The organism is Scytonema sp. PCC 10023, assembly GCF_963920835.1.
GTDB lineage: Bacteria > Cyanobacteriota > Cyanobacteriia > Cyanobacteriales > Nostocaceae > Kalymmatonema.
In genome coordinates, this window is sequence record NZ_CAWUDP010000038.1 from 1 (window position 1) to 23,198 (window position 23,198).

Sequence of the window (23,198 nt, forward strand, 5' to 3'; positions counted from 1 at the left end):
AAGTGATAAGCAATGAATATTGTTGAGTAGCTTTGAGTAGGATTTATATAACGGTTAGGTCCAATCACATTTCTGTTAGCGTTATAGATCAATGTAAAGATACTGCCATCACTGTAAGCTCTCTCAGATATCTTTGATAAATCGTCACCTTGTCGCACAACATATGTTTTGCTAGGTACAGGTTCTTCAATTGACGACCTCGGCGTTGGGCACAAGAAACAGCCGACGCAAGACACCTTGCGTCGGCTGTTTCTCTTGCTTTTGTTTTTCCTCGCGAGCTTCATCGCTAGCTTCGCGGATGGCATCGAGCAGCAGAGGCAAGCTGCTAAACTTGTCTATACTCAATAAGCCAGAGCCAGGAGATTGACCAGCCACTGTGATCGGTGGATCTTGCACTGTTGTGAGCGACGGCACTTTGTTCAGCACGTCCTTGGCGCGCTCTTTGAGAATATCGAATAAATCACCGTTGATAAAGTCGGCGATGGGCCAAGTCCCGATTTCTCTCTCCACATATTCATAGCCGTCGGGGTTGGGCTGTTCTTAGACAAAATTGCCCAGCCTTTGCAGCAAGGCGGGTTTGTTGAGTTGTGAAAAGTCGGTTATTGAGAATAAACCCGCCTTGCTGCACTAATCGTGGACTCTAGATGGGTAAATTTGTGGACGCTCGTGCAATTTTGTCCAGACGAAATTAAACGGCTGTCCTGAATCAACTAGCCTATTTAAAGGCATGAAAATTCTCCTTGATCATGATTTGTTTTCAAGAAAACTTGAGTGCAATCTTGTTATGCATCCAAGTCTGGTGCAACGAAGCCGATGCATCCCTCAGTGGGATGCTGTTTCTTAAGTAAATGCAGTCAAAAAGTACTTATGCAGTTTCCATTGCAACTGACTGTAACGCCACAGTTGCCCGGAATCTTTGCAATACTAAAAAAACAACTCTCTTGCGCTTCTCGCAATCCTCGAAAAATGCTGGGTAATTTTCAACAAAGCCAAATACGGATAGAAGTTGATGCATCGGCAACTGCAATTCACGACAGTCTGTTGCGTCCTACGGAACTAGAAAAATGGCTCCCCACAGGTCGCTTTGCCTCTGGAATGCCACAAGAACTCCATCCTGGATTCGAGTTTACCACCCGGATCGGACCAGTCTCGATTCATCATCAAGTGGATGTGGCACGTCCCAACTGCCTGCGCTTGTTGCTGAGTCAAGGAATAGACGGCTTTCACGAATGGTACTGGGGAGAAGGTTGGGTGCAGTCTCGTGTAGAAGGAGTGACAATTCTACCGCTTTCTTTGGGACAAACTCTAAATTTGCTGAGTTTGCGTCAGTTTTTAACGACAAAAAAACGATAACTAAAAAACCCAGTTTGTGAGACACTCCACACACGTTCCCTAACTACAGGTACAGTGTGGGTTTCTCAACCAGTCCGGCTATTGCGCAAAGCAGGCCCTTACCAATCACCAATTACTAAATTCTTAACCCTTGTTCGCGTAAAAGGGTATCAGACCATACAGCATCTTCTGGTTTTAGGGGTGGTACTGGTTCTTGATTATAATCAATTGCTAAGTAATATCTTGCACGATTATATATACCATGCAATAAAGATTGCAAATCTAAAATCGGCTCTGTATCTTCTGTCTGTAGAGGTAATGGAAATACGGGAATTGGTTCTCTGATGCTAAAACCGTATAATTTAGCTTGCGGACGTGTTTCACTTTTGCTCACAATAATTTGATAATCTGTGACAGGGAACTCCCCTAAAATTGGCATGGGTTTTCCACTTCTGAGTAAATCAATTTCTACTAAATGAGTAAGACTCACTAAAACTTTTTTGCGTTTCAGTTCATAGGCTTTTCTACCTTCGCCTGGACGTTTATTTTTAGGAGATAAAACTTCGATAGAAGTAACCACAAAACCTGTAGAAACTTCACGAATTTCTAAGTATTTTACCGTAATATGTTCTGGTAAAGGTATCATCACCGTAATACCTTCTGATGTGGATGTTTGGATAGCAGTTGATGAGTCCTGCTGCGGTGATGTTTGTTGAGAAAAAACAGTAACATTTGGTATACCAACTAGTAGAGAATCTGAATCATCACTTAAATATGTACGTTGTTCAATTGCGACTCGATATTGTGGGGGAATATTTTCCTCAAGAGTATCTGCTATGGCTGTAATTAATCGATGATGTACTTCTGACCAAAATACAGGATTTTCTAAATAAGGATTCATCCCGGGAAATGGAGAATTCATACTGAAGTGGAAGATTGGGGATTGGGGGATGGGATAATTCTAAATTAACGGGCTAGTTTCTGGGGAATTAGGTAAGTAACCGCCATTAGCGAACTTAGCTTGAATTGCAGCTACTTCGCGCTCAATTTCTACGGGAATTTGTTCAACTATGACTTTAAGGCTGTTAATATTACGCTAGAACTCTTCTTTTTCTGTAGTATTAAACAGTTTCAACTGCTTAAACTCAGGTTCATCCAATTGATTGGCTTTGACGCAGTTCCGTCAAAATCGCCGTAATATCAGCTGCCTCTTTTGCAGCGCGATCGCCTAAATCTCGTTGTAAACTTTTACTACTGTCTTGAAGGCGCGCCTCGAATGCTTGCATTAAAGACGATGCGTAACTATCCCATAATTGGGTCAATCTCTGTGTGATATTTTCCAGCGCAATTGAGTTAGAAAAGGTACGTTGCTCATCTCGAACGATAGGCGATGCGGAGACTTTGCACTAAAATCACCAGAGATGCAACTGCCATTAATCCACCCCAAAACCAGTAAGGTAACAACAACCGCTGCTGTATTTGCGCTGTATCCGAAAGTCCCAAGGGACCAGCACTATAGCTAAATAAATAGTCAAGTTGATGATACGTACTCACACAAGCTTGCACGCCAAGAAATTGAACAGTAAACCCCTGCACCCAACGCGGAGCTTTCAAGGCAATACCCAGGATAATTAAACCTAGTAGGGGAATTGCCACGATTCCAAACAGCGATCGCACCCAAATGATCGTCGAAACTAGTAAAAAACCACCTAAAATTTTTAAACTCAGATTTGCCGCCTTAAAACTGCGGGAAGCCAAAATCAAAGCTGCACCAGCAATCGGTGGTCCCATTGGTCCTGCGGCTGCAACTAAAGCCGGACCAATTGGTGCCAAAGACAAGGACATGGCATAACTTGCTACACCGGAACCGTTCCCAAAAATCTCTAATTTCCGAAACTGTCCGCCCAATAGCAGTGCCATCAAGCCGTGACCCATTTCGTGAAACCAAGTTGCCAGGATAGTGAATGGGTATAAAATATAATCACCTGCTGGTACTTGCCACAGTATAATGGTGGCGATCGCTGCGGCAATGAGCCACGTCAGCCCCATGCGGTCAACTGCTGGCGGCGCTTCTTTTGTTAGCAAGGGTTCAAAATCTTTCCCAAGGCTGCTCATGGGTCACTTTCCTTAACGTATTCACGCTACTGCTTTTGTTGCAGTTTTATCCATGCTAACTACAGTTTGTGCCTGGCGGCGACTATCAACCACCAGACACAAATCATTGTTGAATTTATACTAGTACACAGGGTGCGGAAATAAACCGACCATCTGTAACAGGTCAAAAGCTAGGAAAAAAGGACATTTGACTTGCATTCGTTGCGGTACTAGAGCCTTCGTTATACAAGTTGAAACAGGAATGTTACCATGTCTCCTTTACCCAAACTTATGCGATCGCCTGGGCGTAGGCGGTGCCGATTTCCTGGTAATAAAGGCAAGTTATTGATGTAGGTGCCATTGGAACTTCCGACATCTTCGATGTAGTGGGCGTCTCCTTCTACACGAATATCGGCATGAATCCGCGAAACAATTTCCGAATTTGGAAATCCTGAAACGTCTACATCTGGAGGGATACGATCATTAGGCTTGCCCATGTGAATAACAGAGAGGTTTTGCGGCAATTCAATTTCCCTGTCTGTTTGGATGTGAAGCAGCCGTGCTGTCACCTGCTGCAACTGAGTTCTAGAAGCAGATGGTATGACTGGGGGCGGTGCAGTTTGGGCTGGGGGCGGTGCAGTTTGGGCTCGGGGTGGAGGGGCTATTGGAGATGGATCGGGTGCTGGGGGTGGAGGGGGTGGTGCGGATAGATCCGATGCTGGGGGTGGAGTGGGTGGTGCGGATAGATCCGGTGCTGGGGGTGGAGTGGGTGGTGCGGAGAAATCCGGTGCTGGGGGTGGAGGGGGTGGTGCGGAGAAATCCGGTGCTGGGGGTGGTGCAGCGACGTTTGAAGGCGGGGGGCTACTTTGTGTGACTTCCGATGGATCAGGAAGCGAAACCGCTGTTGGTGGTAAGGATGCGGAATTAGGGGAGGTGTAATTAGCAGTACTTACCCCTATGGGTTGTGGTTGTACAAGAGGATCAGGGTTAACAAAGGGTGGTAAATCTGGTGGGAGATCAGGTGCGACGGTTGCGGCAACTCCAGTGGGAGCACCTGCACGCAGGTTATAACCACACTGACCGCAAAAAGCTGCATCTGCCTGCACGGTTGCCCCACAGCTGGGACAGTTAGTAGTAGCTGGTAATGGGGTGTAGCAAGCTTCGCACTGGACAGCGCCGTCTGGGTTTGGGTGATTGCAATTAGGGCAGACGATCATGAGGTTAAGCCTTTGTTGAAGTTCAATCGTAAAATAGTGCTAGCAAGCAGAGGGGCAACTCTAGCTTCCGATTTTAACAAGTACGTTTTCAGGCTGAAGTATGAAGTATTAAGTATGAAGTATTAAGTCATGAAGTGTGATTAATTTTTCATCTTTTATACTTCATCCTTTGTGCTTTATCCTGCATCCTTATTTGAGGTCACTTCCTGCTGCTGCATCTAGCAACCACCAAAGTTCTCCTTGAGGTTGAATCAAGCGCGATGGGTAAGTGAATTCATCTGCCACTGGTGCAAAAATTTGAGCAAGAGCTGGTTTTTTATTGGCACCAGCAACTATAAAGATAACGCAGCGAGCAGAGTTAATGAATGGGTAGGTGAAGGTGATGCGGGGGTTTCCATCTTTGTTCCCTACGGTTATCAGCTTATCTGTTACTTTTAAAGCTTCCGTATGCGGAAACAAAGATGCGGTGTGAGCATCATCTCCCATTCCTAATAAAATGACATCCAAAGAAGGCAACTCGCCTGGTGAGGAGTGAAAAAATTCTTGCAGATGTCTTTCGTACTCAGCCGCTCCTGCTGCCGGGTCATTTTGATTTGTAGGTATGGCGTGGATGTTACCCGTTGGGATATCAACGCGATCTAACCAAGCACGACGCGCCATCAGTTGATTGCTATCTGGATGATCAGGTGGGACGTAACGCTCATCTCCCCAAAACACATGAATTTTATCCCAAGGCAGCTTTTGGGTAGAGATTGCTTCGTACAACGGTTTAGGTGTGCTGCCACCAGACAGGGCAATGGTAAATTGCCCTCGCTCTTGAATAGCAGTTTCCATTTTGGACAGGATCAATTCTAGCGCTCGCGTAATTAGCGCCCCTTGATCTGGAAGAACTTCAACTTTTTTGCTCATCGCTCCATCATCACACTAGCGACTTCCAGCATTACAATAGCGAAATTTTGAGAATTTTCCTTTTTACTTTTTGAAACTTTTAACATCATGTTCATGAATTCAACAGAGCTTGAGGGGGTAGTTATAAAAATTATCGTCAAATTTTAACAAAAATATTGATTAAAGTTACCAAAACAGTTGTCAGTGCTTAGTTATGAGTACTGAATCATTGACAGCCACTACTCACAACTAAGCACTCTCTTAGCCTTGATACAAATCATTCCAGTCTGCAATCGCTTCTTGTTGGGCGATTAACAATTCTTGAATTCCCTTCTGGGCAAAATCTAGTAGATGATTGAGTTGAGTACGACTAAAACTACCGGATTCTGCAGTTCCTTGAACTTCAATTATCCCCAACTGCTGATTCATCACCACATTAAAATCTACCTCAGCCGTCACATCTTCGATATAATTGAGATCCAAAAATGGCTCTCCCTGCAATAACCCTACAGAAACCGCTGCCACTTGTCCAATGATGGGCGATCGCTCTAATACTCCCTGCTGTAACAATTTTGAAATTGCATGAGCGATCGCCACAAACCCTCCTGTAATCGCTGTTGTCCTAGTCCCAGCGTCTGCTTGCAACACATCTGCATCCACTGTCAGCGTACGTTCTCCCAAGGCACCTAAATCCAGTGCTGCTCTTAAGCTACGTCCAATCAAACGTTGGATTTCTTGAGTTCGTCCAGACAACTTCATGAATTCTCGTTCTTGTCGTTGCGGCGTAGCTGATGGTAACATTCTATATTCAGCAGTTAGCCAACCTTTGCCAGTTCCTTCTAGAAACTTGGGAACTCCCTGTGTAACGCTGACGCTACAAAGGACTTGAGTATCGCCACATTTTGTGAGAACGGCACCAGGAGCAAAGCGGGTGAAACCTTGCTGAAAGCTAATAGGACGTAGTTGGTAGGGTTGCCGACCGTCTGAACGCTGCCAAGCCATTAAGTTTGCCTCAAAATTTTTATATACGATACAGCCGCTTACACTTTGAGTATTACGGTTTAAGTATTTTTAAAGAACAACTTAATATTTCACATTGTGAAATTATCAGAAATTACCAGATAGAATTGCAAGCATTTTGAATTTTGTGGGGATAAAGCGTATTTTTTCTCAATTATTAATGATTAAAGAGAACAACATACCCTATTCGGGGGTTGAGAGCAGAGTGACTATATTTTGCTGCACGGCTTCTGGTAACTGGTCACCGTTGATAGTCAACAAGCGCCGACGACGGTCGTAGTATTCTAGGATGGGAATGGTACGGTCATAAAATATTTCTACACGACGCTGCACGATTTCCGGTTGGTCATCTGGCAGAGAACGCCCTAGTGAACGACTCACCATAACTGCTTGTGGGACTTGTAAATAAATTGCCCAGTCTAAATTGTGCCCTAGATTGTCCAACAAAAAGTCCAGTTGTTCAGCTTGAAACGCTGTACGGGGATAACCCTCTAACACCCAACCACGGTTAAAATCTGGCTTTCTTAACCGACTCTGGATGAATTCAACCATCATTTGATCCGAGACAAGTTCTCCTGTCTCCACATATGGCTGTGCGAGATGACCAAGATTGGTAAAGCCTGCGCTCACATCGCGTAATATTTCACTAGTGGAGATCACAGGAATATCAAAGTATCTGCAAAGCCCTTGTGCTTGAGTGCTTTTCCCTGAACCCGAACCTCCTAGAATCACTAATCTCACAACCATTCACTCCTGATTTTGTCAAATTCAAAACGTTATCCATCTGTTTTGCCATCGGCGGGAAATTTCACTTCTCCACAATAAGATTTTCTTATGAAATTAGCTTCATCGCTGACTGTAAATATTCTCTGCGTCAAAACGTCTGGTGTGGCTGATGGGTCTGGCATAGCAATAAGCAATCAAATCGACTTGATCTTAGACTCTCACAGCTATCCTCCCAGTTTTTTTTGATTGATTTGTCCTTTCAGTTACGTGTTCTCATTTTGACAACTACTTTCCGGCAAAAGGCAAGAATTTGAGTTTCCATAACTCTTGACTTCAGCATAAACCTAGTGTTTGACTAAGAATGCGGCTTGGCAAATACATTACATATTGTCAAAAACAGCTAGATAATACAGGTGGATTTGCCAGAACCACCCTAAGCAAAAACGCTTTATAATTTTGTATTTTTTGAAACATTTTTATGGTTGTTCAGCTAGAAACCCCAAGCTTAAATTTGACCCTCAGCTTACCATATTCCATTGAAGGGCTGATACAAGTTTTCACTAGTTCTCATCGTAGCTTTTTTACTAGTATCATGGCTCAAGCACTGAGAATTGCTGGTCAAGGCACACCAGTGTTAATAGTACAGTTTCTCAAGGGTGGCATTCGTCAAGGACACGAGAACCCCATCCAACTGGGACAAAAATTAGATTGGATTCGCGGTGATTTGCCTCGTTGCATTGATACACCCGAGTTGGACGAAACCGAAACGGAATCCCTACAAAAGTTGTGGCAACATACACAAAAGGTCATCTTTGAGGGTAAGTATTCTCTCGTTGTATTAGATGAGCTGAGCTTAGCCATTCATTTTGGCTTAATTCCCGAAGCAGAAGTTTTAGCATTGCTGGCAAAACGCCCTTCCCACGTCGATATTATCCTTACAGGACCGGAAATGCCTCAATCTATTCTGGAAATAGCAGACCAAATCACCGAAATCCGTCGTAGCCATCAACCTTAGCTATATAGCCGCAATTTAATCGCTCAAAAGGTGGATTGCGACTAACAGATATTAAGTGGAGGAGGACGGCGCTGAGGAGGATTGTTTTCTGTGCTGTTGTCTCCACTGTTTCAAAGCACTCTCAAGTTGAGTCAAAGCATCTTGATAGTCGTTGAACTCGATTTCAGAGAACACAGTGGGTATACCGCGTGGGAATCTGGATACACGCTTGCCTTTTTCGTATAGGAGAATAACGGGAATGCCTTTGGTTTCTGCGTAAGCTAGTTCCATACCTACGCCAAAAGCGGGGAAGCCAAGGTAAGCTATGAGTAAATCTGAGGTGCTGACTTGGTGCTTATCAGTCTCAAAAACCTGGCGAGGACTGATATTAGGATGATTGATGGGGTCGGTGTTTAGATGCGGAACATAAGCCTGAAATCCTATTTCCTCGCAAAGCAAGCCAATAGCCTCATAGAAAACTTTAATTGCTTCTGGGTTCTCAATACCTGTCAACGCGCCAGATATGTATACGCGCGTTTTGGCTATATTCATACTTTCTAATGCTACCAAAACTATATTACTAAATTTGATTTTTCTAAAAATACATCTTCTGTAGTAAAGCAATATTTATCTTGGCTTTAATAGCTCAACTATACTAGGGCTTACCACAGCTAGGAAGGCAGCTAGGGAGGCACCTAAAGCTGGATCTTTGAAAGAGATTTGAATACCAACAAATGAAGCCACCAAGATGAAAGCTACTAACAACCCAATGCGAATGCTGTATTCTGTTTTTTCTCTTCCTTTATTTCTCTGTATTTCTCTGGCTTGTCTGTCTTTTTCTTCCTTCGCTTTCTCTAAAAGTCCTTGCCATAGGTCATCCCTATCAACAGGTCGCCCCAGAGGTACTTTGGATTCAGATTCTGTTTTATAAAAGCAAACTGTACAAAAAGAATCTCTAAATCGAAGTTCTACAGAACTATCACGGTAATTGTGAACTGAAATTAACAGTTTGCCTGTCCATCCTGGATCTATAGTAGTAGAAATGTGAGAGAAACCCTGAAGAACAGCTCTTGTAGCCATCGCGTGTATGGTAGCTCCAACTTCTTTAGAAAGACTCACAGACTCTAAAGTTTCAATCACTACCGTATCGTTAGGTTCAATCTCAATTCGTCTTTCTTGTTCTATGTCAAATTCACGCTTATTTTTCCATGAGAATCCTTTTACTCCTACTCTGAAATCATAACCAACAGGAGTTAAATACTTTTCTTCAAATGGGTCTATAGATATTCCTTTTGTTGAATTATTCCTTCTTTCCTCTATTTGTTGTTTGATATCTGTATCGCTAAACATAGTCAAGTTTAAATTTTAATTAATGTTATTTCTGAGAGTTTATGAAGTATGTAATATGTCAGAACTGACAACAGATGTAGAGAATAGCAAGAATGAGGCTGCTCTTTTTGCTGTAGATTCAGACAGTTTAACCTGCTTAAGGATAACTAAGCCTTCATTGATAAATGAATCTCTCACCAAAGCTTTCTCTCCACTGTTGAAAGAAGTTTCGTAAAAAACTTCCTTAATTCCTGCTGAAATAATTAATTTTAAGCACGACAGACAAGGTTCCAAGGTGACGTAGATACTTGCGCCATCTGTGGAGATACCATGCTTTGCTGCTTGGGCGATCGCATTCGCCTCCGCGTGTACGGCTCTTGATGGTAAAGTTTTACTAGCATCGCAACTACTCAAGCCCGGATAGCAGAATCCTTGAGCGGTACAATGAGCCGAACCCGATGGTGAGCCATTATAACCTGTTGCAACAACTTGCTTATTTTTCACAATCACAGCACCCACCGGAAAAGCAAGGCAAGTTGAGCGAGTTGCTGCTAATTTAGCCAACATCAGAAAGTACTCATCCCATGTTGGTCTCTGGTCATCCCAAGCCATTATTTCTTATCCTGAACGTATTGCTTACCCGTTTTCAAACAGTCAGCCGCCTTGTGTAATTCGATTCCCAAATACCCAGCATGATCTGGACGTATTGAAGGCGAATCCGCGCAAATTTCTCTGACTAATTTCAAGGCATCAAAACCCGAATAGCAACCTACAAACTCTCCGCTACCGGGGGTTGTATGCGTAACAACTATCTTCCCTTCCGAAATTTCTATTAAAAAGTTTCCGGTTGGATCGTGATAATCTATTTGTCTACAAATGGCTAAATACTGTTGCTGAATCAGTTGCTCTGCATTTTCCCAAGTGTCATCATATATATGAGCCGACTGACTAATGGTAATTAGCGGTCCCATTTTCAAGTCATATTTAGAACGTTTGGCAATTTCATCCCGAACGTGTTGCTGCAAAGCCCTCAATCCCATTGCATTCGCGGGCCATGCTGCAAACATATCATTACTTCTGAGAGTTGCAGTTAGCGATAATTCATTATCCACAACTCGCAACCAAATATGATTTAAACAAGGGCTACCGCCTTTGTCGTGGTCCTTCACATCCCATAAATTCATAACTGCACTAGCAGCATCAATTTCTCCTATGAGTTTGTGAATCACTTGCTCTATTTGGTCGCGCCCAAACCAAGAACGTAAACGCTGCCCATATGTGTATTTCACGCCTTCGGTGTAGGGTGCATCATCGAGAATCTGTTTGAGGTATTCGTCGATAAAAGGGCGGTCAACGGGTAAATAATTCGGTTCAGGAAAGTAAAAATTAGGTGGTTCATCAGTGATGATTGCCATTAAATCGATTAATTCTTGCCATTGTCCATCATAACCAGTTGGTCGAATTGTTCCCGTTGTCTTGATTCGATGAATTATTTTCACCCAAGTTTCGGCAATGGTTTTGCCTTCAATTCTGTGCCCGTAGCGCGGTCCTGGTAGAACAGTTGGTACTACAGTAGACATGGGAAATTCTAACGGTAAACCCCAAGGTTCAACCGCTTCTCTTTGTGCAAAAGACTTCGCCAGAGTACAAGCTTCAGCCGTTGATTTTGCTTCTTTAAACTCTATAGACTGCCGCAGTTTTTCCAAGGCGCTAGCATCAACTTCAATATCAATATATCCAGGAATGGTAGAGCGAATTACATAAGCTAGTCGTCCAGTATCGCTTAATCCTTCTTCAAAACCATTGCGGAAAAAGTCCAGCAAGCAGCTTCCAGCACCAGCGTTCTTGTCTTCGTTCGTGGCGTTAAGGACAACCAAGTAACGGACGTGGGGGTTAAACAGTAAATTGCGAATCAGGAAATTCAGTCCTCGTGTGGGCGAGTACAGTTGTCCAATGACTGCATACTCTTGCGGGTGCAGATGTTTGGCGATCGCACTCTTTACAGTCCATCCCGTAATCACTGCCGTTTGACCTTGACCATAAATCAGCTGGTTAGGCTTGTGCAGTGCTTTGTATTGATATTGAATTGCCTTACCTGTTGCTGTCATGGTTAGCTCAAAGTCAAAAAAACCAACTTTATAGCTTATCACCACAACTGCTGCTAGTCGAGCAAATTGTTCAGAAAAATTTAGCCAGCCAGTTTACACCGACGCGATTAACTGCAAGGGAGCGTGTAGGCGATTGGGCTAAAGCCCACTGCGCTCCCTTGCAATCGCCTCTTTGCTCATTTACTTTACATATTTTAATAATTCAGTTACACTTCTTTACATAGCCGCAATCATTTCATAAGGAAAATATTCATGACTGCAAGAGGTTCGATTATTGACGAAGCAGGCAAACTGAACAATTTTGCCATTGAGCCAAAAGTTTATGTGGATGATCAAGGCGATCGCACCGGGTTTACTCCCTACGCAGAACTCATTAACGGTCGTTTGGCAATGATTGGTTTTGTATCTCTGATTGCGTTGGAAGTGTTTACAGGACATGGAATTTTTGGTTTGTTAACAAGCCTGTAGAAACTCATCTTAATCTTGGTAATTTGACATCCTATTCTCCCCAATAAGAAGCCTGACGCCGCACATCTAAGCGAAGTCAGGCTATTTTGCGTCTCATACGTTTGTAAAAGCTAGCCAATAGATGGAGTATGTACGTGACTTAATACGGTAGTGTTCTTTTGTGGTAATCAGGAGGTGTTACTAAATAATCAAAAAGTTGATTAAATCGAATATTCCTTAGCGTTTCGCATTTTCTTTTTCAAGCTACGAATAAATTCTCGTAGCACGTCAGTCCGATTCTTTCCAACCAGTTCACAATACTCGTCAAGCAATTCTATTTCTGCTTCTGTTACTCGCAAATCTATCCTTTTATCTTGTTTCACCATTGTCATATCCGTAGTTTGTGTGTACAATCCCAGGATAACGTTTTATGAGTCAAGCGATGTACGCCATCAAAGTCGAACTAAAGTTGAATAACAAAGAGCGAACTTTGATGCGTAGACATTCTGGGTTTTCCCGTTTTGTGTACAACTACGGGCTTGCACTCATGGAAGGGTTAGAACGGGATGGCATAAAAGGCGGATGTGGCAAGAAAATCAAAGCCATCAAGAAGGTTTTGACCAACTACACCAAAAAGCAGCCTGAGAACCAGTGGATGAGTAAGCTTTCCTCGAAGGTATATCAATCATCATTACAAGCTTTGGAAAATGCTTATCAACGTTGGTACAAAGGACTGTGTGATAAGCCACAATTTAAAAGGCGTCGTGATAGCGAGTCATTCACTGTTTACGACAGCAACGGTAAAGTGTTGCTTAAGTCTGGTAAGCAAATAAAGATTCCAACACTGGGGACTTTCCGGTTGAAAGAGTCTTTAGCCTGTGCTTACGTGACACAGACTTTCACTATTAGTCACCAAGCTGGTAGATGGTTTGTAAGTTTTGCGGTGGATGCAGAGAAAATACCACCTTTGTATCACCAACAACAGAAGGTTGGAATTGATTTAGGGGTAAAGTGCTTTGCAACCTTGAGCGATGGGACTAGTGTGGAAGCGCCAAAGCCGATGAAAAAGGCGAAAACCAAGCTGGCAAAAACACAATGGCGTAACCGTAAAAAGCAGATAGGCAACTGTCGTCAAGGCATCAAGCAGTCGAATAAGGCAAGGAAGTACTTTGATTCGTTAGCTAGAAAACAGTATCGCATAGCTAATCAACGCAAAGACTTTTTGCATAAGCTAACAACAGACATAAGTCGCAAATACTACCGGATTCGCATAGAAGATTTGAATGTATCAGGAATGCTCGCTAACAGGAAATTGTCAGCCGCAATTTCTGATTTGGGCTTCTACGAGTTCCGCCGTCAGCTAGTCTACAAGTCTCAAATGTACGGGACTAAAGTTGAGTTAGTTGGCAGATGGTATCCCTCGTCTAAGCTTTGTTGTATGTGTGGGACAAAGCATGATGGGTTGAAGCTATCAGACAGGGTATACAAATGTATTAATCCTGTCTGCATAGCTCACACCATAACGATGGATAGGGATGTAAATGCGGCTTTTAATCTGTTGAATGCCCAAACACGAGTATGTACGGCTGGCTCAGTCGGAACTGACGCCCGTTGACAAGAAGAGCCAGCGCCGTGCGGGGGTTCCCCCCGTTGAGGCGACTGGCGTGGAGCCGACTCCCTTGGCTGAAACGGGAAGTAAATGCCAAATTGTTCAGATTTGAACGTTTTGTGTAAATTTTATGGAGCAGTACATCTGGTATTTATGAGCGAAATGCCCAAAATTGACCGCCAAAGGGAGCATCAAGCGAACGAGCGGACATTTCTGGCTTGGCTACGCACTTCCATAGCATTGATTGGCTTTGGATTTGCTATTGCTCGATTTGGTCTATTTATACGCCAGCTGAATTTTACTCTGACTCAACAGCAACAGGAACCAGCGCCACATCCCTTTTTCACCTCAGAAAATTTGGGTATTTCTTTGGTCATCTTTGGTATTGTTACTTTACTTTTAGCAGTGTGGCGGTACAACCAAGTTTTTTGGCAAATTGAACAAGGAAACTATCAACCCAGTAGATTTACCGTTTGGGTGATGACTGGAGTTGTGATTATTTTTGGAATTCTCAGTATTCCATTGCTCCTTTTACGAACTAAAGTGCCTTCTTCCTCGTATCGGCTTCCAAATCAGCCTCATTCACGCAATTTTCGTTAATCACACAGAATTAGTATGGCTTTAACTGCTTCAACGATGTTGTCACTGGGTACTCAGGCACCAGATTTTCACTTACCGGATGTGGTGTCTGGACAGACGATTTCCCTTTCCACCTTTGCCCAGAAGAAAGCTCTACTTGTGATGTTTATTTGTCGGCATTGCCCATTTGTCAAGCATGTAAAAAAAGAATTGGCACAGTTGGGTAAAGATTATATTAATAAGGGTTTAGGAATAGTTGCGATTAGCAGCAATGATGCCAAAAATTATCCAGATGATGCACCTGAATTATTAAAGGCAATGGCGATAGAACTTGATTTTAACTTTCCCTTTTGCTACGACGAAAGCCAAGAAACTGCGAAAGCTTACACAGCCGCTTGCACACCAGATTTCTTTCTGTTTGATGCCAAGCAGCAACTCGTTTATCGAGGACAATTAGATGAAAGCCGCCCCAGCAATGGCAAACCTGTAACAGGTGCAGATTTACGGGCAGCTATTGATGCAGTATTAGCGGATAAACCAGTTGCAGGCGAGCAAAAGCCAAGTATTGGTTGCAACATTAAATGGAAGCCTGGTAACGAACCAAATTATTTTGCTACTTAAAGAATGTTGAAGAAGGAGTCAGAAGTCAGAAATCAGAAGTCAGAATGACGCCTTAGTAGACATTCTATTTGATTTGTGAAAATTGAAGACATAAATCCCCGACTTCGTGAGAGTTGTCGGGGATCTAGTTTTTCACAAATGATTTAGGATTGCTATATATAGCGGTTCGCGAGTTGAGTGCAATACATCAAGAAATAAGAACCACAGATGGACGAGGCAGTGCGTTGCGGAGCCAGCACTGAAGACGGGTTTCCCGTCGCAGGTGACTGGCGTTGGGGTTCCCCCCGTTGAAGCAACTGCCGTACAGATGGACACAGATAAATTTGTACTTCATTCAAACGAGAAGCGCTATATTTCTTGTCGGAATCTACCCAACGATAAAAGAAAAATCCTCCTTTGCAAATCAAAAGTGATCGCAAAGGAGGATGTTCATGACTTGCTTTCAGTGTTTTACTTCTAAACTAAGGATGTAAGAACCCAGTTGGACTTTTCCGGTCCACAATTCGTATTCCACACGTAAATGCTTGGGTAAGGGGCGTCCGTTGACAGTCAGGCTACGAGTATAATTTCGTAAGCGAATAGCTTGGCTAAGTTGTAATGACTCACCAGGTAACCAGTAACGAGTAACACCGTAAACCCCTTGTTCCCAGTAATGACGGTAACTCAACTGATCATTACCTTGCATGGTCATGATAACTCGGTATGGGGAAATCTCCAGCCACAATATCCGGGGAGTACTGGGGGCTTGAACGTTACCTTGCTGTTGGGAAGTGTTCTGTGTACAAGGAAGATTGTCTACCGCTTCACAATTTTTTACAGGCGGTGTGGACAAAAGTAGGTGAAATCTCTCGTGGTCTTTTTGATAAAGGGTCGCAGCAGCTTCAACAACAGACCAAACGGGCAGATCTGTGGAAATAAGTGATAGGCACACGGGCTTGCGATGATAAGTAAGCATGGCAGCGATAAAGGCAAAAAGCCAATGACATGAAATGAATTACAAGAAGAAATTGATAAATATTGGTAGAGCAGGCGGTACAGGGAAAGCGATAGGATACTAGCGCAGTCAACGCCAGTTTCACCTAATGTCAGCTTCTGTTATAACTGTCGAAACTAGAGAAAACGCTTCTCAAAACTTAATCATTCAGCGATCTGATTCTCAATCTCTACAAGGTCGCATCCGTGTTCCAGGCGATAAATCTATCTCTCATAGAGCCTTGATGTTGGGTGCTTTAGCCGAAGGCGAAACCCAAATTAAAGGGCTACTCTTGGGAGAAGATCCCTGTAGCACAGCAAGCTGCTTCCAAGCGATGGGGGCAGAAATTTCGGAACTCAATACGGAATTAGTGCGGGTTAAAGGCATTGGTTTAGGGAATTTGCAAGAACCAGTTGATGTGTTGAATGCTGGTAACTCTGGGACGACAATACGCCTGATGCTAGGACTGTTAGCGTCTCATGCAGGGCGCTTTTTTACCGTAACGGGTGATAGTTCGTTGCGATCGCGTCCTATGTCCCGTGTTGTCAAACCATTACAACAGATGGGAGCAGAAATTTGGGGACGTAAAGGCAATACACTTGCACCCTTAGCAGTTCAAGGAAAGTCTCTCAAACCAATTCACTACAATTCCCCTATCGCCTCCGCCCAAGTAAAATCCTGCATTCTGCTTGCAGGTTTGGCAACTGAAGGAAAAACTACGGTCACAGAACCATCACTTTCGCGCGACCACAGCGAACGGATGCTACGAGCATTTGGGGCAGACTTAATCACTGACCCGGAAACCAACAGCGTCACCATCACTGGACCGACTCAACTTTATGGGCAAACAGTGATTGTTCCAGGGGATATCAGTTCCGCTGCTTTTTGGTTAGTCGCTGGGGCAATTGTACCAGATTCTGAGCTGGTGATTGAAAATGTTGGCGTGAATCCCAGCCGCACCGGTATTTTAGAAGCTTTAGCGATGATGGGAGCAGACATCCAACAGGAAAATCAGCGGGAGGTTGCTGGGGAACCGGTTGCTGATTTACGGGTGCGTTCGAGTCGTTTGACAAGTTGCACCATTGCAGGTGATATTATCCCCAGCTTAATTGATGAAATTCCCATTTTGGCAGTAGCGGCGGTTTTTGCTGAAGGAACGACAATTATTCGCGATGCTGCTGAGTTGCGAGTCAAAGAAAGCGATCGCATTGCTGTCATGGCGCAGCAACTTAATAAAATGGGAGCAAAGGTAACAGAATTACCCGATGGTATGGAAATTACTGGCGGAACTTCCTTGGTTGGGACTGATGTCGATAGCCATACTGACCATCGTATTGCAATGAGTTTCGCGATCGCTGCTCTCAAAGCTTCTAGTAAGACGACTATCCATCGTGCGGAAGCAGCTGCTGTTTCATATCCAGAATTTGTTACTACACTGCAACAAATTTGTGGTGGATAAATTTAACCACGGGTGTAGATTGGTCTGAAACAAGGAAACCGATTGGTTAGTAGTGAGCACATAGCGTGCTTACTACTAACTATCTCTAGTTCTACTTTTGAGAATTTATATCAGTTTTGTTGACAGAATAAGACCTCTGTTTGTTTTCATCCGTTGAATTGTACATATTCACCTTATGACTCTTGGCTAAGTGCATAAGAGATGATTTATAAAGTAAACCTTAAATTGTAGGGTGCGTTAAAGCCGAAAGTACGGCACCGCCAAACAGTGGTGCGTTACGGCTCATTCCTACAGAGAGCAGACGCTCAAATCCTTACATAGCCGTAACACACCCTACTTAATATTTACTTTATAAATGACCTCTAAGCCCTAAAAATAAAAATTTAAGACGTAAGTAAAAGTGTAAGCAAATCAAATATGGAATTAACAATATGAAAAACTGGAATCAAAAGCAAACAAAATTTATTGGAACAATTTTAGCTACTGCTTGTGGAATAGCTGCGGCATTTACTGCAACACTAGCAGCAACTCCGTCCGCCCTTGGTGTTGGGGTGCGAGTAGCAATGGAACAATTTTGTACGCTAAGGCTAGAAAACTTATGGTGACTGTCTTTTAGCTGTCGCTTAACTTTGCCTAGTTTGTTCCGAATTAGGCGAAGTCAAATAGACTTTCAATGAAATTATAAGGGTTTTAGCTTGTCCAGAAGACGCTGGCTCCATTCTGTTTTAGGCAAAGTTTGGCTTATCGTATGTTTTTGGTCGAATGCTTCTCAAGTTTCTTCTGTTATTGGGAGAATGCGATCGCACCGAGCTTTTATCACCGCACTTTACTTTTCTTAATTTTTATACGCCGGACTCACATATCAATAGGATGTTAAATTTAGAGCTTATGAACTTGAAATTTTTGTTCACTTATGCATTCTTGGCTACGACTTTTGTCTACAACACCACGCTTCATGCTGATGCTCAACCCAATAATAGTAGTGGCACTATTGACGGAACTGTAATTTATCCGTCTGATTACTTACCTGCTCAGAAGGTTTGTGCTATGAATATTCAGACCAAAAAAATGCTCTGTGTTGAAACGAAGCAAAGCCAAAAAAGTTACTCTCTTAAGGTTCCTGTTGGAACCTACAATGTTTTTGCAGTTGCATGTAAAAAAAGTTATCGAACTGAAAAAACCTGTAGTGATGGCTATGATGCAAAACGTGCTTACTACAATGAGTCTGTTCGGTGCGGTTTAACCTATGAGTGTAGTCAGAAGCCGGGAAGTCAGCGTCCAATTCCTGTAAAGGTAAATGCAGGAAAAGTTGTGCAAAATGTGAATCCTCATGATTGGTACTCGCACTGATTTTCGCATTCCAGGGTGAAATGAGCAGCAAGTGGATGACTCGGTAGCCACGTGTTATAGGAGTACTACGTACAATTTTTGCAAGAAGAAAATATTGCAATCATCTAAGTTATACCGCTTTTCAGGTTAGTGGAATACAGCATAGTCTACTCAGGGTATTGCATATCCTCACCGATGCTTGGCCAGGGTTAGGGAGGGGTTTATTCTATGCAAATACAATTTGCCATATCATATAGTATCTTGACATGAATTCTATTAAATATTCCATCAACTTGCCAGAGGAGCCGTACCAATCTTTTCTAATTTCAACTATCCCGCCCTACTTTGTAGAGGGCGGGGGATAGATAGGAATTGAGTAGTACAGTACCAACACCTACTCATCAAACTTCCAAAGCTGTATGCAGTTGTTCGCGGTTGTGTGGTGCATCAAAATCAATAATCGGACCTTTCGGCACAATGCGAGTTGGGTTAACCTTGGGGTGACTTCTGTAATAATGCCGTTTGATGTGATCAAGATTGCAAGTTTCTTTAACTCCCGGATGTTGGTAAAGGTCTTTGAGATAGTTCCACAGATTGGAATAATCTACAATCCGGCGTAAGTTACATTTAAAATGCACATAGTAAACCGCATCAAAGCGAAACAGGGTCGTAAACATACACCAGTCCGCCTCAGTGATTTGTTCGCCACAAAGATAGCGTTGCTTTCCTAACACTTTCTCCCAGTGGTCAAGAGCCTCAAATAGTTCCGTTACCGCTTCATCATAAGCCGATTGAGTCGTAGCAAATCCTGCCCGATACACACCGTTATTTATCGGCTGGTAAATTGCATCAATTGTCTCGTCAATAACTTTTTGCAAATGTTTTGGATAAAAGTTTACATCTTGTTTGGCGAAGGCGTTAAACTCTGTATCCAACATCCGGATGATTTCGCGGGATTCATTATTGACAATTGTGTAGGTTTGTGTATCCCACAAAACCGGAACTGTCACCCGTCCGGTGTAGTTGGGGTCAGCTTTGAGGTGACATCCTCCCCCACTAAATTAAAAACTATAGTGGGGGCTTCTCCAAATCACTTTGAAGATTTCCTGGTTCTTCCCTTGCGGGATTTCGACACTTGCCTAGACTGACTTTCACCAGTCCCCGGTAGACCGTCTGCACAGGCAGTTTCCTTTCCGCCGAGTCCCGGCGTACTAGTGAGGGCTATGCCTCGGTTTCTAATATTTTGACCTGCGGCAATATCCCTGTCTGTTGTATATCCACAATCAAGACAACTATGGATTCTGACGTAATGGTCTTTTTTGGCTTCACCACCACATTCCGGACACTCCTGAGAAGTACCTCTAGCATCCACCTCACTGAAGAATTTTCCACGTTTCCAGCACACATATTTGACGATAGTTCTAAACTGACCAAAAGCGGCATCCAGCATATGCTTGCCGAACATTCCTTTCGCTGTGGTGCGGTAGTTTAGGTCTTCCATGAAGACCATATCACCGCTATCACAAAGAGTGTGTGCTTGCTTGAAGTGAAAATCTTTTCTTGTGTTATCTATTCGGTGATGAAGTCGAGCAACTTTGATACGTTGTTTCTCGTAATTCTTAGACCGTTTTTGTTTTCTAGAAAGCCTGCGTAGCAGCAATTTCAGCTTGCTTTGCATACTTTTAAAAAACTTGGGCGGTTTTACGAGAACGCCGTCGCTTGTCGCTAAAAACTTTTCTAATCCAATGTCAACTCCAATAGGATGACCGTGAGGAACTGGGTCAGGAATATTGACATCACATTGAATATTGATAGATGCATACCAATAGTCGGCTTTCCTCATTATTCGTACTTGCTTAACCACGAACCCATCAGGGATAGGTCTATGCAGGTTGATTGGGATCGGACCAATCTTTGGCAGTATAAGATGCAAATTCGTTACTGGATTCTCCTTGAACTGGGGAAACAGCAACGATTTAAACTGTCCATATTTCTTGAATCGGGGAAAGCCGTACCCTTTACTCTGGAAGTATTCCCATCCTCTGTGTAATTGTTTTACGGCTTGTTGTAGAACCTGAGAAGGGACTTCGCCCAACTTCGGGAATTCTTTCTTAGCCTTCGGCAGATTGTTCAGTTGAAAGACTTCATTTGGAAATCCCAAACCTGCGCTAAGAATATACTCTTTCTCGATAGAACATCTATCCACTAAACACTTACGACTATTACACCAATCTTTTATTTCTCGTAAAGCATAGTTAAATGCTCCACCACAAATCTCCATCCACTCAATCAACGTTTGCTCTTGAGTCGATGTCGGATAGATTCGGTAACGGTGGTTAAGTGTTAGCATTGTACTATCTTAGGCCATTTACTCAGATGTAGCGCGTCAGTAAATAGAATATTAAGGGACATCGAATCCCTTAATATTCTTTGGAGGAGTCCATGTATCCCCCACTAAATCAAAGATTATAGTGGGGGTATTATTGCTCCCCCAAACCCCCACATTCTGATAAATTTACCTTCTGAGTCTTCTTGGTCGCGTTCAGATATCCACTTGCCATCCTTGAGGATTCCCAAACCCATAAATAACTCCTTGGTCATTAAAAGCCACTGCAGGGGGTTTCCCCCGAGTCCCGCAAGTGGCGTTTATTAGTCATTAGTCATTAGTCAAGAGTCATTAGTCATTAGTCATTGCCTATTTGCATACGAACAAACGACAAAGGACTAATGGCTATTCTTCGTTGAGGATTTTAGGCACTTTGAAAAAGTCGCCTTCTTGTTGAGGCGCACTCTGGAGAATGTCTTCACGGTTGGGATAAGGTTGCAGTTCATCTGCACGTGTGACATTACTCACATCAATTGCCCGTGTTGTCGGTGGCACATTATTGACATCCAATTCACTCAGTTGTTCAAAATAGTCAAGAATACTACCTAACTGAGTTGTAAATTTCTCTTCTTCTTCGGGTGTCAACTCTAAACGGGCAAGATGAGCTACTTTGCGAACTTGTTCAGTGTCTATCATGGTTAGTCCTTGGTCATTAGGAGCCACTGCGTTGGGGGGGATCCCCGTTCAAGCAAGTGGCATTCATTAATCATTAGTCCTTAGCAAATGACAAAGGACTAATGACTAACGACTACAACAATATGTCAATTTGAGAGCGTCCAGTAGTTTTCAGCCAGTTTTGGGCTTCGATGTAGTTGTTCGGAGCCATGCGAATAGCTCTAATCCAATAATCGGCGGCTCTATCGAACAGCGCTTCTCCGAATTCGTCTTCTCCTGCTTCCTTCGCCTTTTCGCCCTGATACTGATAAATGACGGCGATATTGTTCAAAGCTTGGGGTAGGATCGCGTTGCACTCAAGAGCCTGGTGATATAACTCTAGTGCCTGTTCGTAGTCGCCATTGCTGGCATAAATCAGCCCCATATTATACAGGATATAGCTGCGATCGTTGGCGTCTTCCTCTAGTGTTAGGGCTTCTTTGTAGTTTTCCAAAGCTTCGGCGTATTCTCCATCTGCCTGCGCTGACATACCATCTCGGTAATAAGCAAAAGCTTCTTTGGCTTGTTTATTGGTTGGCAGAATCTTGAGGATTATATCTGCCATAACCGTAAAGGTTTTGTCAATAAAGTTATTGTTTTTCTGGCTTCTTGACATAAGGGCTTATGTGATAGGTTTGCCACAATTATCACTGTGGACTGGGTTGGTAGCGATCGCATAAAGGAGCGTTCACTACAAGCTAATGTAACTGATTGGTAGCTCATTGCGAGTTACAAAGGCTTAATACAATCTGGACTATTGTGTTTAGGGCTGTTGACCACTGTGCTGACTGGGTAAGCCATCATCGCCTCTGATGGGTACGGGTGCAATAGCTGCTGTAGTGGTTCAGGTGTTTGCACTTGGGGATCTAACCACAAATCATAATCCTGCGGTTGAAGAATCACTGGCATACGTTCGTGGATCGGTTCCAGTAATTCGTTGCACTTCGTAGTCAAAATTGTACATGAGGTGATTTCCTCTCCTTGAGGCGATTGCCATTGCTCCCATAAGCCTGCAAAGCCAAAAGGTTTTCCTTCTTTCAGATGAAAATAAAATGGCTGTTTTTTGCCTTCTTTTGTCTGCCACTCGTAAAATCCATCCGCCACCACCAAACAGCGACGGTGCTTGAATGCAGAGCGAAAAGCTGGTTTTTCTGCCGCTGTTTCTGCCCTAGCGTTGATCAGCTTTGCTCCCATTCCTAGGTCTTTAGCCCAAGAGGGAATCAACCCCCAGCGTAACTTTTGAAATTCACGCTGCTTGGTTTCTGGGTTATGCAAGACTGCCGCCACCATTTGCGTCGGAGCAATGTTATATTGCGGCTCTAGGTCGGGAATTTTGTTTACATGGAAGGTTTGGTATATAGCTTCTGCTGTTTGGCTCAAAGTAAATCTTCCACACATATTTTTTCCTTGACCACCAATTAAAATTAAACACC

At 43.3% G+C, this 23,198-nt stretch carries 29 protein-coding genes and 1 pseudogene; 9 read left to right on the forward strand and 21 right to left on the reverse strand.

Features of this window, described 5'->3' with window-relative positions:
• Nucleotides 1-186: 186 nt before the first annotated feature.
• The gene (locus tag ACM0OZ_RS22385; RefSeq protein ID WP_414585019.1) at nt 187-426 is read right to left on the reverse strand and encodes a hypothetical protein; all 240 of its coding nucleotides are present in this window, start codon (nt 424-426) and stop codon (nt 187-189) included.
• Nucleotides 427-966: 540 nt separating this feature from the next.
• Here ACM0OZ_RS22385 and ACM0OZ_RS22390 point away from each other — a divergent pair.
• Nucleotides 967-1,353: a hypothetical protein gene (locus tag ACM0OZ_RS22390; RefSeq protein WP_414585103.1), complete on the forward strand. Its 387-nt coding sequence runs from the start codon at nt 967-969 to the stop codon at nt 1,351-1,353.
• Between the two features lie 115 nt (nt 1,354-1,468).
• On the opposite strand, the gene ACM0OZ_RS22395 is transcribed toward ACM0OZ_RS22390, so the two are convergent.
• From ACM0OZ_RS22395 to ACM0OZ_RS22430, 8 genes are all read right to left on the reverse strand, one after another.
• A complete protein-coding gene (locus tag ACM0OZ_RS22395; RefSeq protein ID WP_414585020.1) occupies nt 1,469-2,254 on the reverse strand; it encodes a DUF4058 family protein in 786 nt (261 codons plus the stop codon).
• Nucleotides 2,255-2,483: 229 nt separating this feature from the next.
• The gene (locus ACM0OZ_RS22400) at nt 2,484-2,654 is read right to left on the reverse strand and encodes a hypothetical protein (protein ID WP_414585021.1); all 171 of its coding nucleotides are present in this window, start codon (nt 2,652-2,654) and stop codon (nt 2,484-2,486) included.
• Between the two features lie 49 nt (nt 2,655-2,703).
• Nucleotides 2,704-3,447, reverse strand: a complete 744-nt coding sequence (locus ACM0OZ_RS22405; protein WP_414585022.1) for a M50 family metallopeptidase — start codon at nt 3,445-3,447, stop codon at nt 2,704-2,706.
• 221 nt (nt 3,448-3,668) lie between these two features.
• The gene (locus tag ACM0OZ_RS22410) at nt 3,669-4,643 is read right to left on the reverse strand and encodes an FHA domain-containing protein (protein ID WP_414585023.1); all 975 of its coding nucleotides are present in this window, start codon (nt 4,641-4,643) and stop codon (nt 3,669-3,671) included.
• A gap of 189 nt (nt 4,644-4,832) precedes the next feature.
• Complete coding sequence (pgl, locus tag ACM0OZ_RS22415) at nt 4,833-5,552, reverse strand: 6-phosphogluconolactonase (protein ID WP_414585024.1); 720 nt, start codon at nt 5,550-5,552, stop codon at nt 4,833-4,835.
• 240 nt (nt 5,553-5,792) lie between these two features.
• On the reverse strand, nt 5,793-6,533 hold the full coding sequence (gene rph / locus ACM0OZ_RS22420) for a ribonuclease PH (protein WP_414585025.1): 741 nt from the start codon (nt 6,531-6,533) through the stop codon (nt 5,793-5,795).
• Nucleotides 6,534-6,734: 201 nt separating this feature from the next.
• A complete protein-coding gene (locus ACM0OZ_RS22425; protein ID WP_414585026.1) occupies nt 6,735-7,292 on the reverse strand; it encodes an adenylate kinase family protein in 558 nt (185 codons plus the stop codon).
• A gap of 35 nt (nt 7,293-7,327) precedes the next feature.
• Nucleotides 7,328-7,459, reverse strand: a complete 132-nt coding sequence (locus tag ACM0OZ_RS22430; protein WP_414585027.1) for a hypothetical protein — start codon at nt 7,457-7,459, stop codon at nt 7,328-7,330.
• Between the two features lie 296 nt (nt 7,460-7,755).
• Between ACM0OZ_RS22430 and ACM0OZ_RS22435 the strand changes: the two genes are divergently transcribed.
• Complete coding sequence (locus tag ACM0OZ_RS22435; protein ID WP_414585028.1) at nt 7,756-8,292, forward strand: P-loop NTPase family protein; 537 nt, start codon at nt 7,756-7,758, stop codon at nt 8,290-8,292.
• Between the two features lie 51 nt (nt 8,293-8,343).
• Here ACM0OZ_RS22435 and ACM0OZ_RS22440 read toward each other — a convergent pair whose 3' ends face one another.
• From ACM0OZ_RS22440 to ACM0OZ_RS22455, 4 genes are all read right to left on the reverse strand, one after another.
• Complete coding sequence (locus tag ACM0OZ_RS22440; protein WP_414585029.1) at nt 8,344-8,823, reverse strand: XRE family transcriptional regulator; 480 nt, start codon at nt 8,821-8,823, stop codon at nt 8,344-8,346.
• Nucleotides 8,824-8,898: 75 nt separating this feature from the next.
• Entirely contained in the window at nt 8,899-9,621 is a 723-nt protein-coding gene (locus tag ACM0OZ_RS22445; protein WP_414585030.1) for a dCTP deaminase domain-containing protein, read from the reverse strand.
• Nucleotides 9,622-9,660: 39 nt separating this feature from the next.
• Nucleotides 9,661-10,212 (reverse strand): deoxycytidylate deaminase, encoded by a 552-nt coding sequence (locus ACM0OZ_RS22450; protein ID WP_414585031.1) that lies wholly within the window; start codon nt 10,210-10,212, stop codon nt 9,661-9,663.
• The gene (locus tag ACM0OZ_RS22455; RefSeq protein ID WP_414585032.1) at nt 10,212-11,708 is read right to left on the reverse strand and encodes a thymidylate synthase; all 1,497 of its coding nucleotides are present in this window, start codon (nt 11,706-11,708) and stop codon (nt 10,212-10,214) included. The genes ACM0OZ_RS22450 and ACM0OZ_RS22455 overlap by 1 nt, the downstream gene beginning before the upstream one ends.
• A 252-nt stretch (nt 11,709-11,960) precedes the next feature.
• Between ACM0OZ_RS22455 and ACM0OZ_RS22460 the strand changes: the two genes are divergently transcribed.
• The gene (locus ACM0OZ_RS22460; protein WP_414585033.1) at nt 11,961-12,176 is read left to right on the forward strand and encodes a chlorophyll a/b-binding protein; all 216 of its coding nucleotides are present in this window, start codon (nt 11,961-11,963) and stop codon (nt 12,174-12,176) included.
• Nucleotides 12,177-12,376: 200 nt separating this feature from the next.
• Here ACM0OZ_RS22460 and ACM0OZ_RS22465 read toward each other — a convergent pair whose 3' ends face one another.
• Nucleotides 12,377-12,541 (reverse strand): ribbon-helix-helix protein, CopG family, encoded by a 165-nt coding sequence (locus ACM0OZ_RS22465; RefSeq protein ID WP_414585034.1) that lies wholly within the window; start codon nt 12,539-12,541, stop codon nt 12,377-12,379.
• 44 nt (nt 12,542-12,585) lie between these two features.
• On the opposite strand from ACM0OZ_RS22465, the gene ACM0OZ_RS22470 reads away from it, so the two are divergent.
• The 3 genes from ACM0OZ_RS22470 to ACM0OZ_RS22480 all read left to right on the forward strand — a co-directional run bounded on the left by ACM0OZ_RS22470 (nt 12,586) and on the right by ACM0OZ_RS22480 (nt 14,964).
• Nucleotides 12,586-13,770, forward strand: coding sequence for an RNA-guided endonuclease InsQ/TnpB family protein (locus ACM0OZ_RS22470; protein ID WP_414585035.1), 1,185 nt, complete (start codon nt 12,586-12,588; stop codon nt 13,768-13,770).
• A gap of 147 nt (nt 13,771-13,917) precedes the next feature.
• Nucleotides 13,918-14,364: a YidH family protein gene (locus ACM0OZ_RS22475; RefSeq protein WP_414585104.1), complete on the forward strand. Its 447-nt coding sequence runs from the start codon at nt 13,918-13,920 to the stop codon at nt 14,362-14,364.
• A gap of 15 nt (nt 14,365-14,379) precedes the next feature.
• A complete protein-coding gene (locus ACM0OZ_RS22480; protein ID WP_414585036.1) occupies nt 14,380-14,964 on the forward strand; it encodes a thioredoxin family protein in 585 nt (194 codons plus the stop codon).
• A gap of 442 nt (nt 14,965-15,406) precedes the next feature.
• Here the strand turns inward: ACM0OZ_RS22480 and ACM0OZ_RS22485 are convergent, their stop codons facing one another.
• The gene (locus ACM0OZ_RS22485) at nt 15,407-15,919 is read right to left on the reverse strand and encodes a hypothetical protein (protein ID WP_414585037.1); all 513 of its coding nucleotides are present in this window, start codon (nt 15,917-15,919) and stop codon (nt 15,407-15,409) included.
• A 127-nt stretch (nt 15,920-16,046) separates the two neighbouring features.
• Between ACM0OZ_RS22485 and aroA the strand changes: the two genes are divergently transcribed.
• From aroA to ACM0OZ_RS22500, 3 genes are all read left to right on the forward strand, one after another.
• Nucleotides 16,047-17,396, forward strand: coding sequence for a 3-phosphoshikimate 1-carboxyvinyltransferase (gene aroA / locus ACM0OZ_RS22490; RefSeq protein WP_414585038.1), 1,350 nt, complete (start codon nt 16,047-16,049; stop codon nt 17,394-17,396).
• 431 nt (nt 17,397-17,827) lie between these two features.
• The gene (locus tag ACM0OZ_RS22495; protein ID WP_414585039.1) at nt 17,828-18,001 is read left to right on the forward strand and encodes a hypothetical protein; all 174 of its coding nucleotides are present in this window, start codon (nt 17,828-17,830) and stop codon (nt 17,999-18,001) included.
• A gap of 265 nt (nt 18,002-18,266) precedes the next feature.
• Nucleotides 18,267-18,746, forward strand: a complete 480-nt coding sequence (locus ACM0OZ_RS22500; RefSeq protein ID WP_414585040.1) for a hypothetical protein — start codon at nt 18,267-18,269, stop codon at nt 18,744-18,746.
• Nucleotides 18,747-19,126: 380 nt separating this feature from the next.
• Here ACM0OZ_RS22500 and ACM0OZ_RS22505 read toward each other — a convergent pair.
• The 6 genes and pseudogenes from ACM0OZ_RS22505 to ACM0OZ_RS22530 form a co-directional block, all read right to left on the reverse strand.
• Nucleotides 19,127-19,768 (reverse strand): annotated as a pseudogene (locus ACM0OZ_RS22505) (glutathione S-transferase family protein); the annotation flags it as partial.
• 47 nt (nt 19,769-19,815) lie between these two features.
• Nucleotides 19,816-21,075, reverse strand: a complete 1,260-nt coding sequence (locus tag ACM0OZ_RS22510) for an RNA-guided endonuclease InsQ/TnpB family protein (RefSeq protein ID WP_414585041.1) — start codon at nt 21,073-21,075, stop codon at nt 19,816-19,818.
• A 116-nt stretch (nt 21,076-21,191) separates the two neighbouring features.
• A complete protein-coding gene (locus ACM0OZ_RS22515; RefSeq protein ID WP_414585106.1) occupies nt 21,192-21,326 on the reverse strand; it encodes a hypothetical protein in 135 nt (44 codons plus the stop codon).
• 130 nt (nt 21,327-21,456) lie between these two features.
• Nucleotides 21,457-21,747 carry an Asp-tRNA(Asn)/Glu-tRNA(Gln) amidotransferase subunit GatC gene (gatC, locus tag ACM0OZ_RS22520; protein ID WP_414585042.1) on the reverse strand — a complete coding sequence of 97 codons (291 nt, stop codon included), beginning with the start codon at nt 21,745-21,747 and terminating at the stop codon, nt 21,457-21,459.
• Between the two features lie 112 nt (nt 21,748-21,859).
• The gene (locus ACM0OZ_RS22525; RefSeq protein WP_414585044.1) at nt 21,860-22,381 is read right to left on the reverse strand and encodes a photosystem I assembly protein Ycf3; all 522 of its coding nucleotides are present in this window, start codon (nt 22,379-22,381) and stop codon (nt 21,860-21,862) included.
• Between the two features lie 113 nt (nt 22,382-22,494).
• Complete coding sequence (locus ACM0OZ_RS22530; protein ID WP_414585045.1) at nt 22,495-23,163, reverse strand: SOS response-associated peptidase; 669 nt, start codon at nt 23,161-23,163, stop codon at nt 22,495-22,497.
• Between the last annotated feature and the right edge of the window lie 35 nt (nt 23,164-23,198).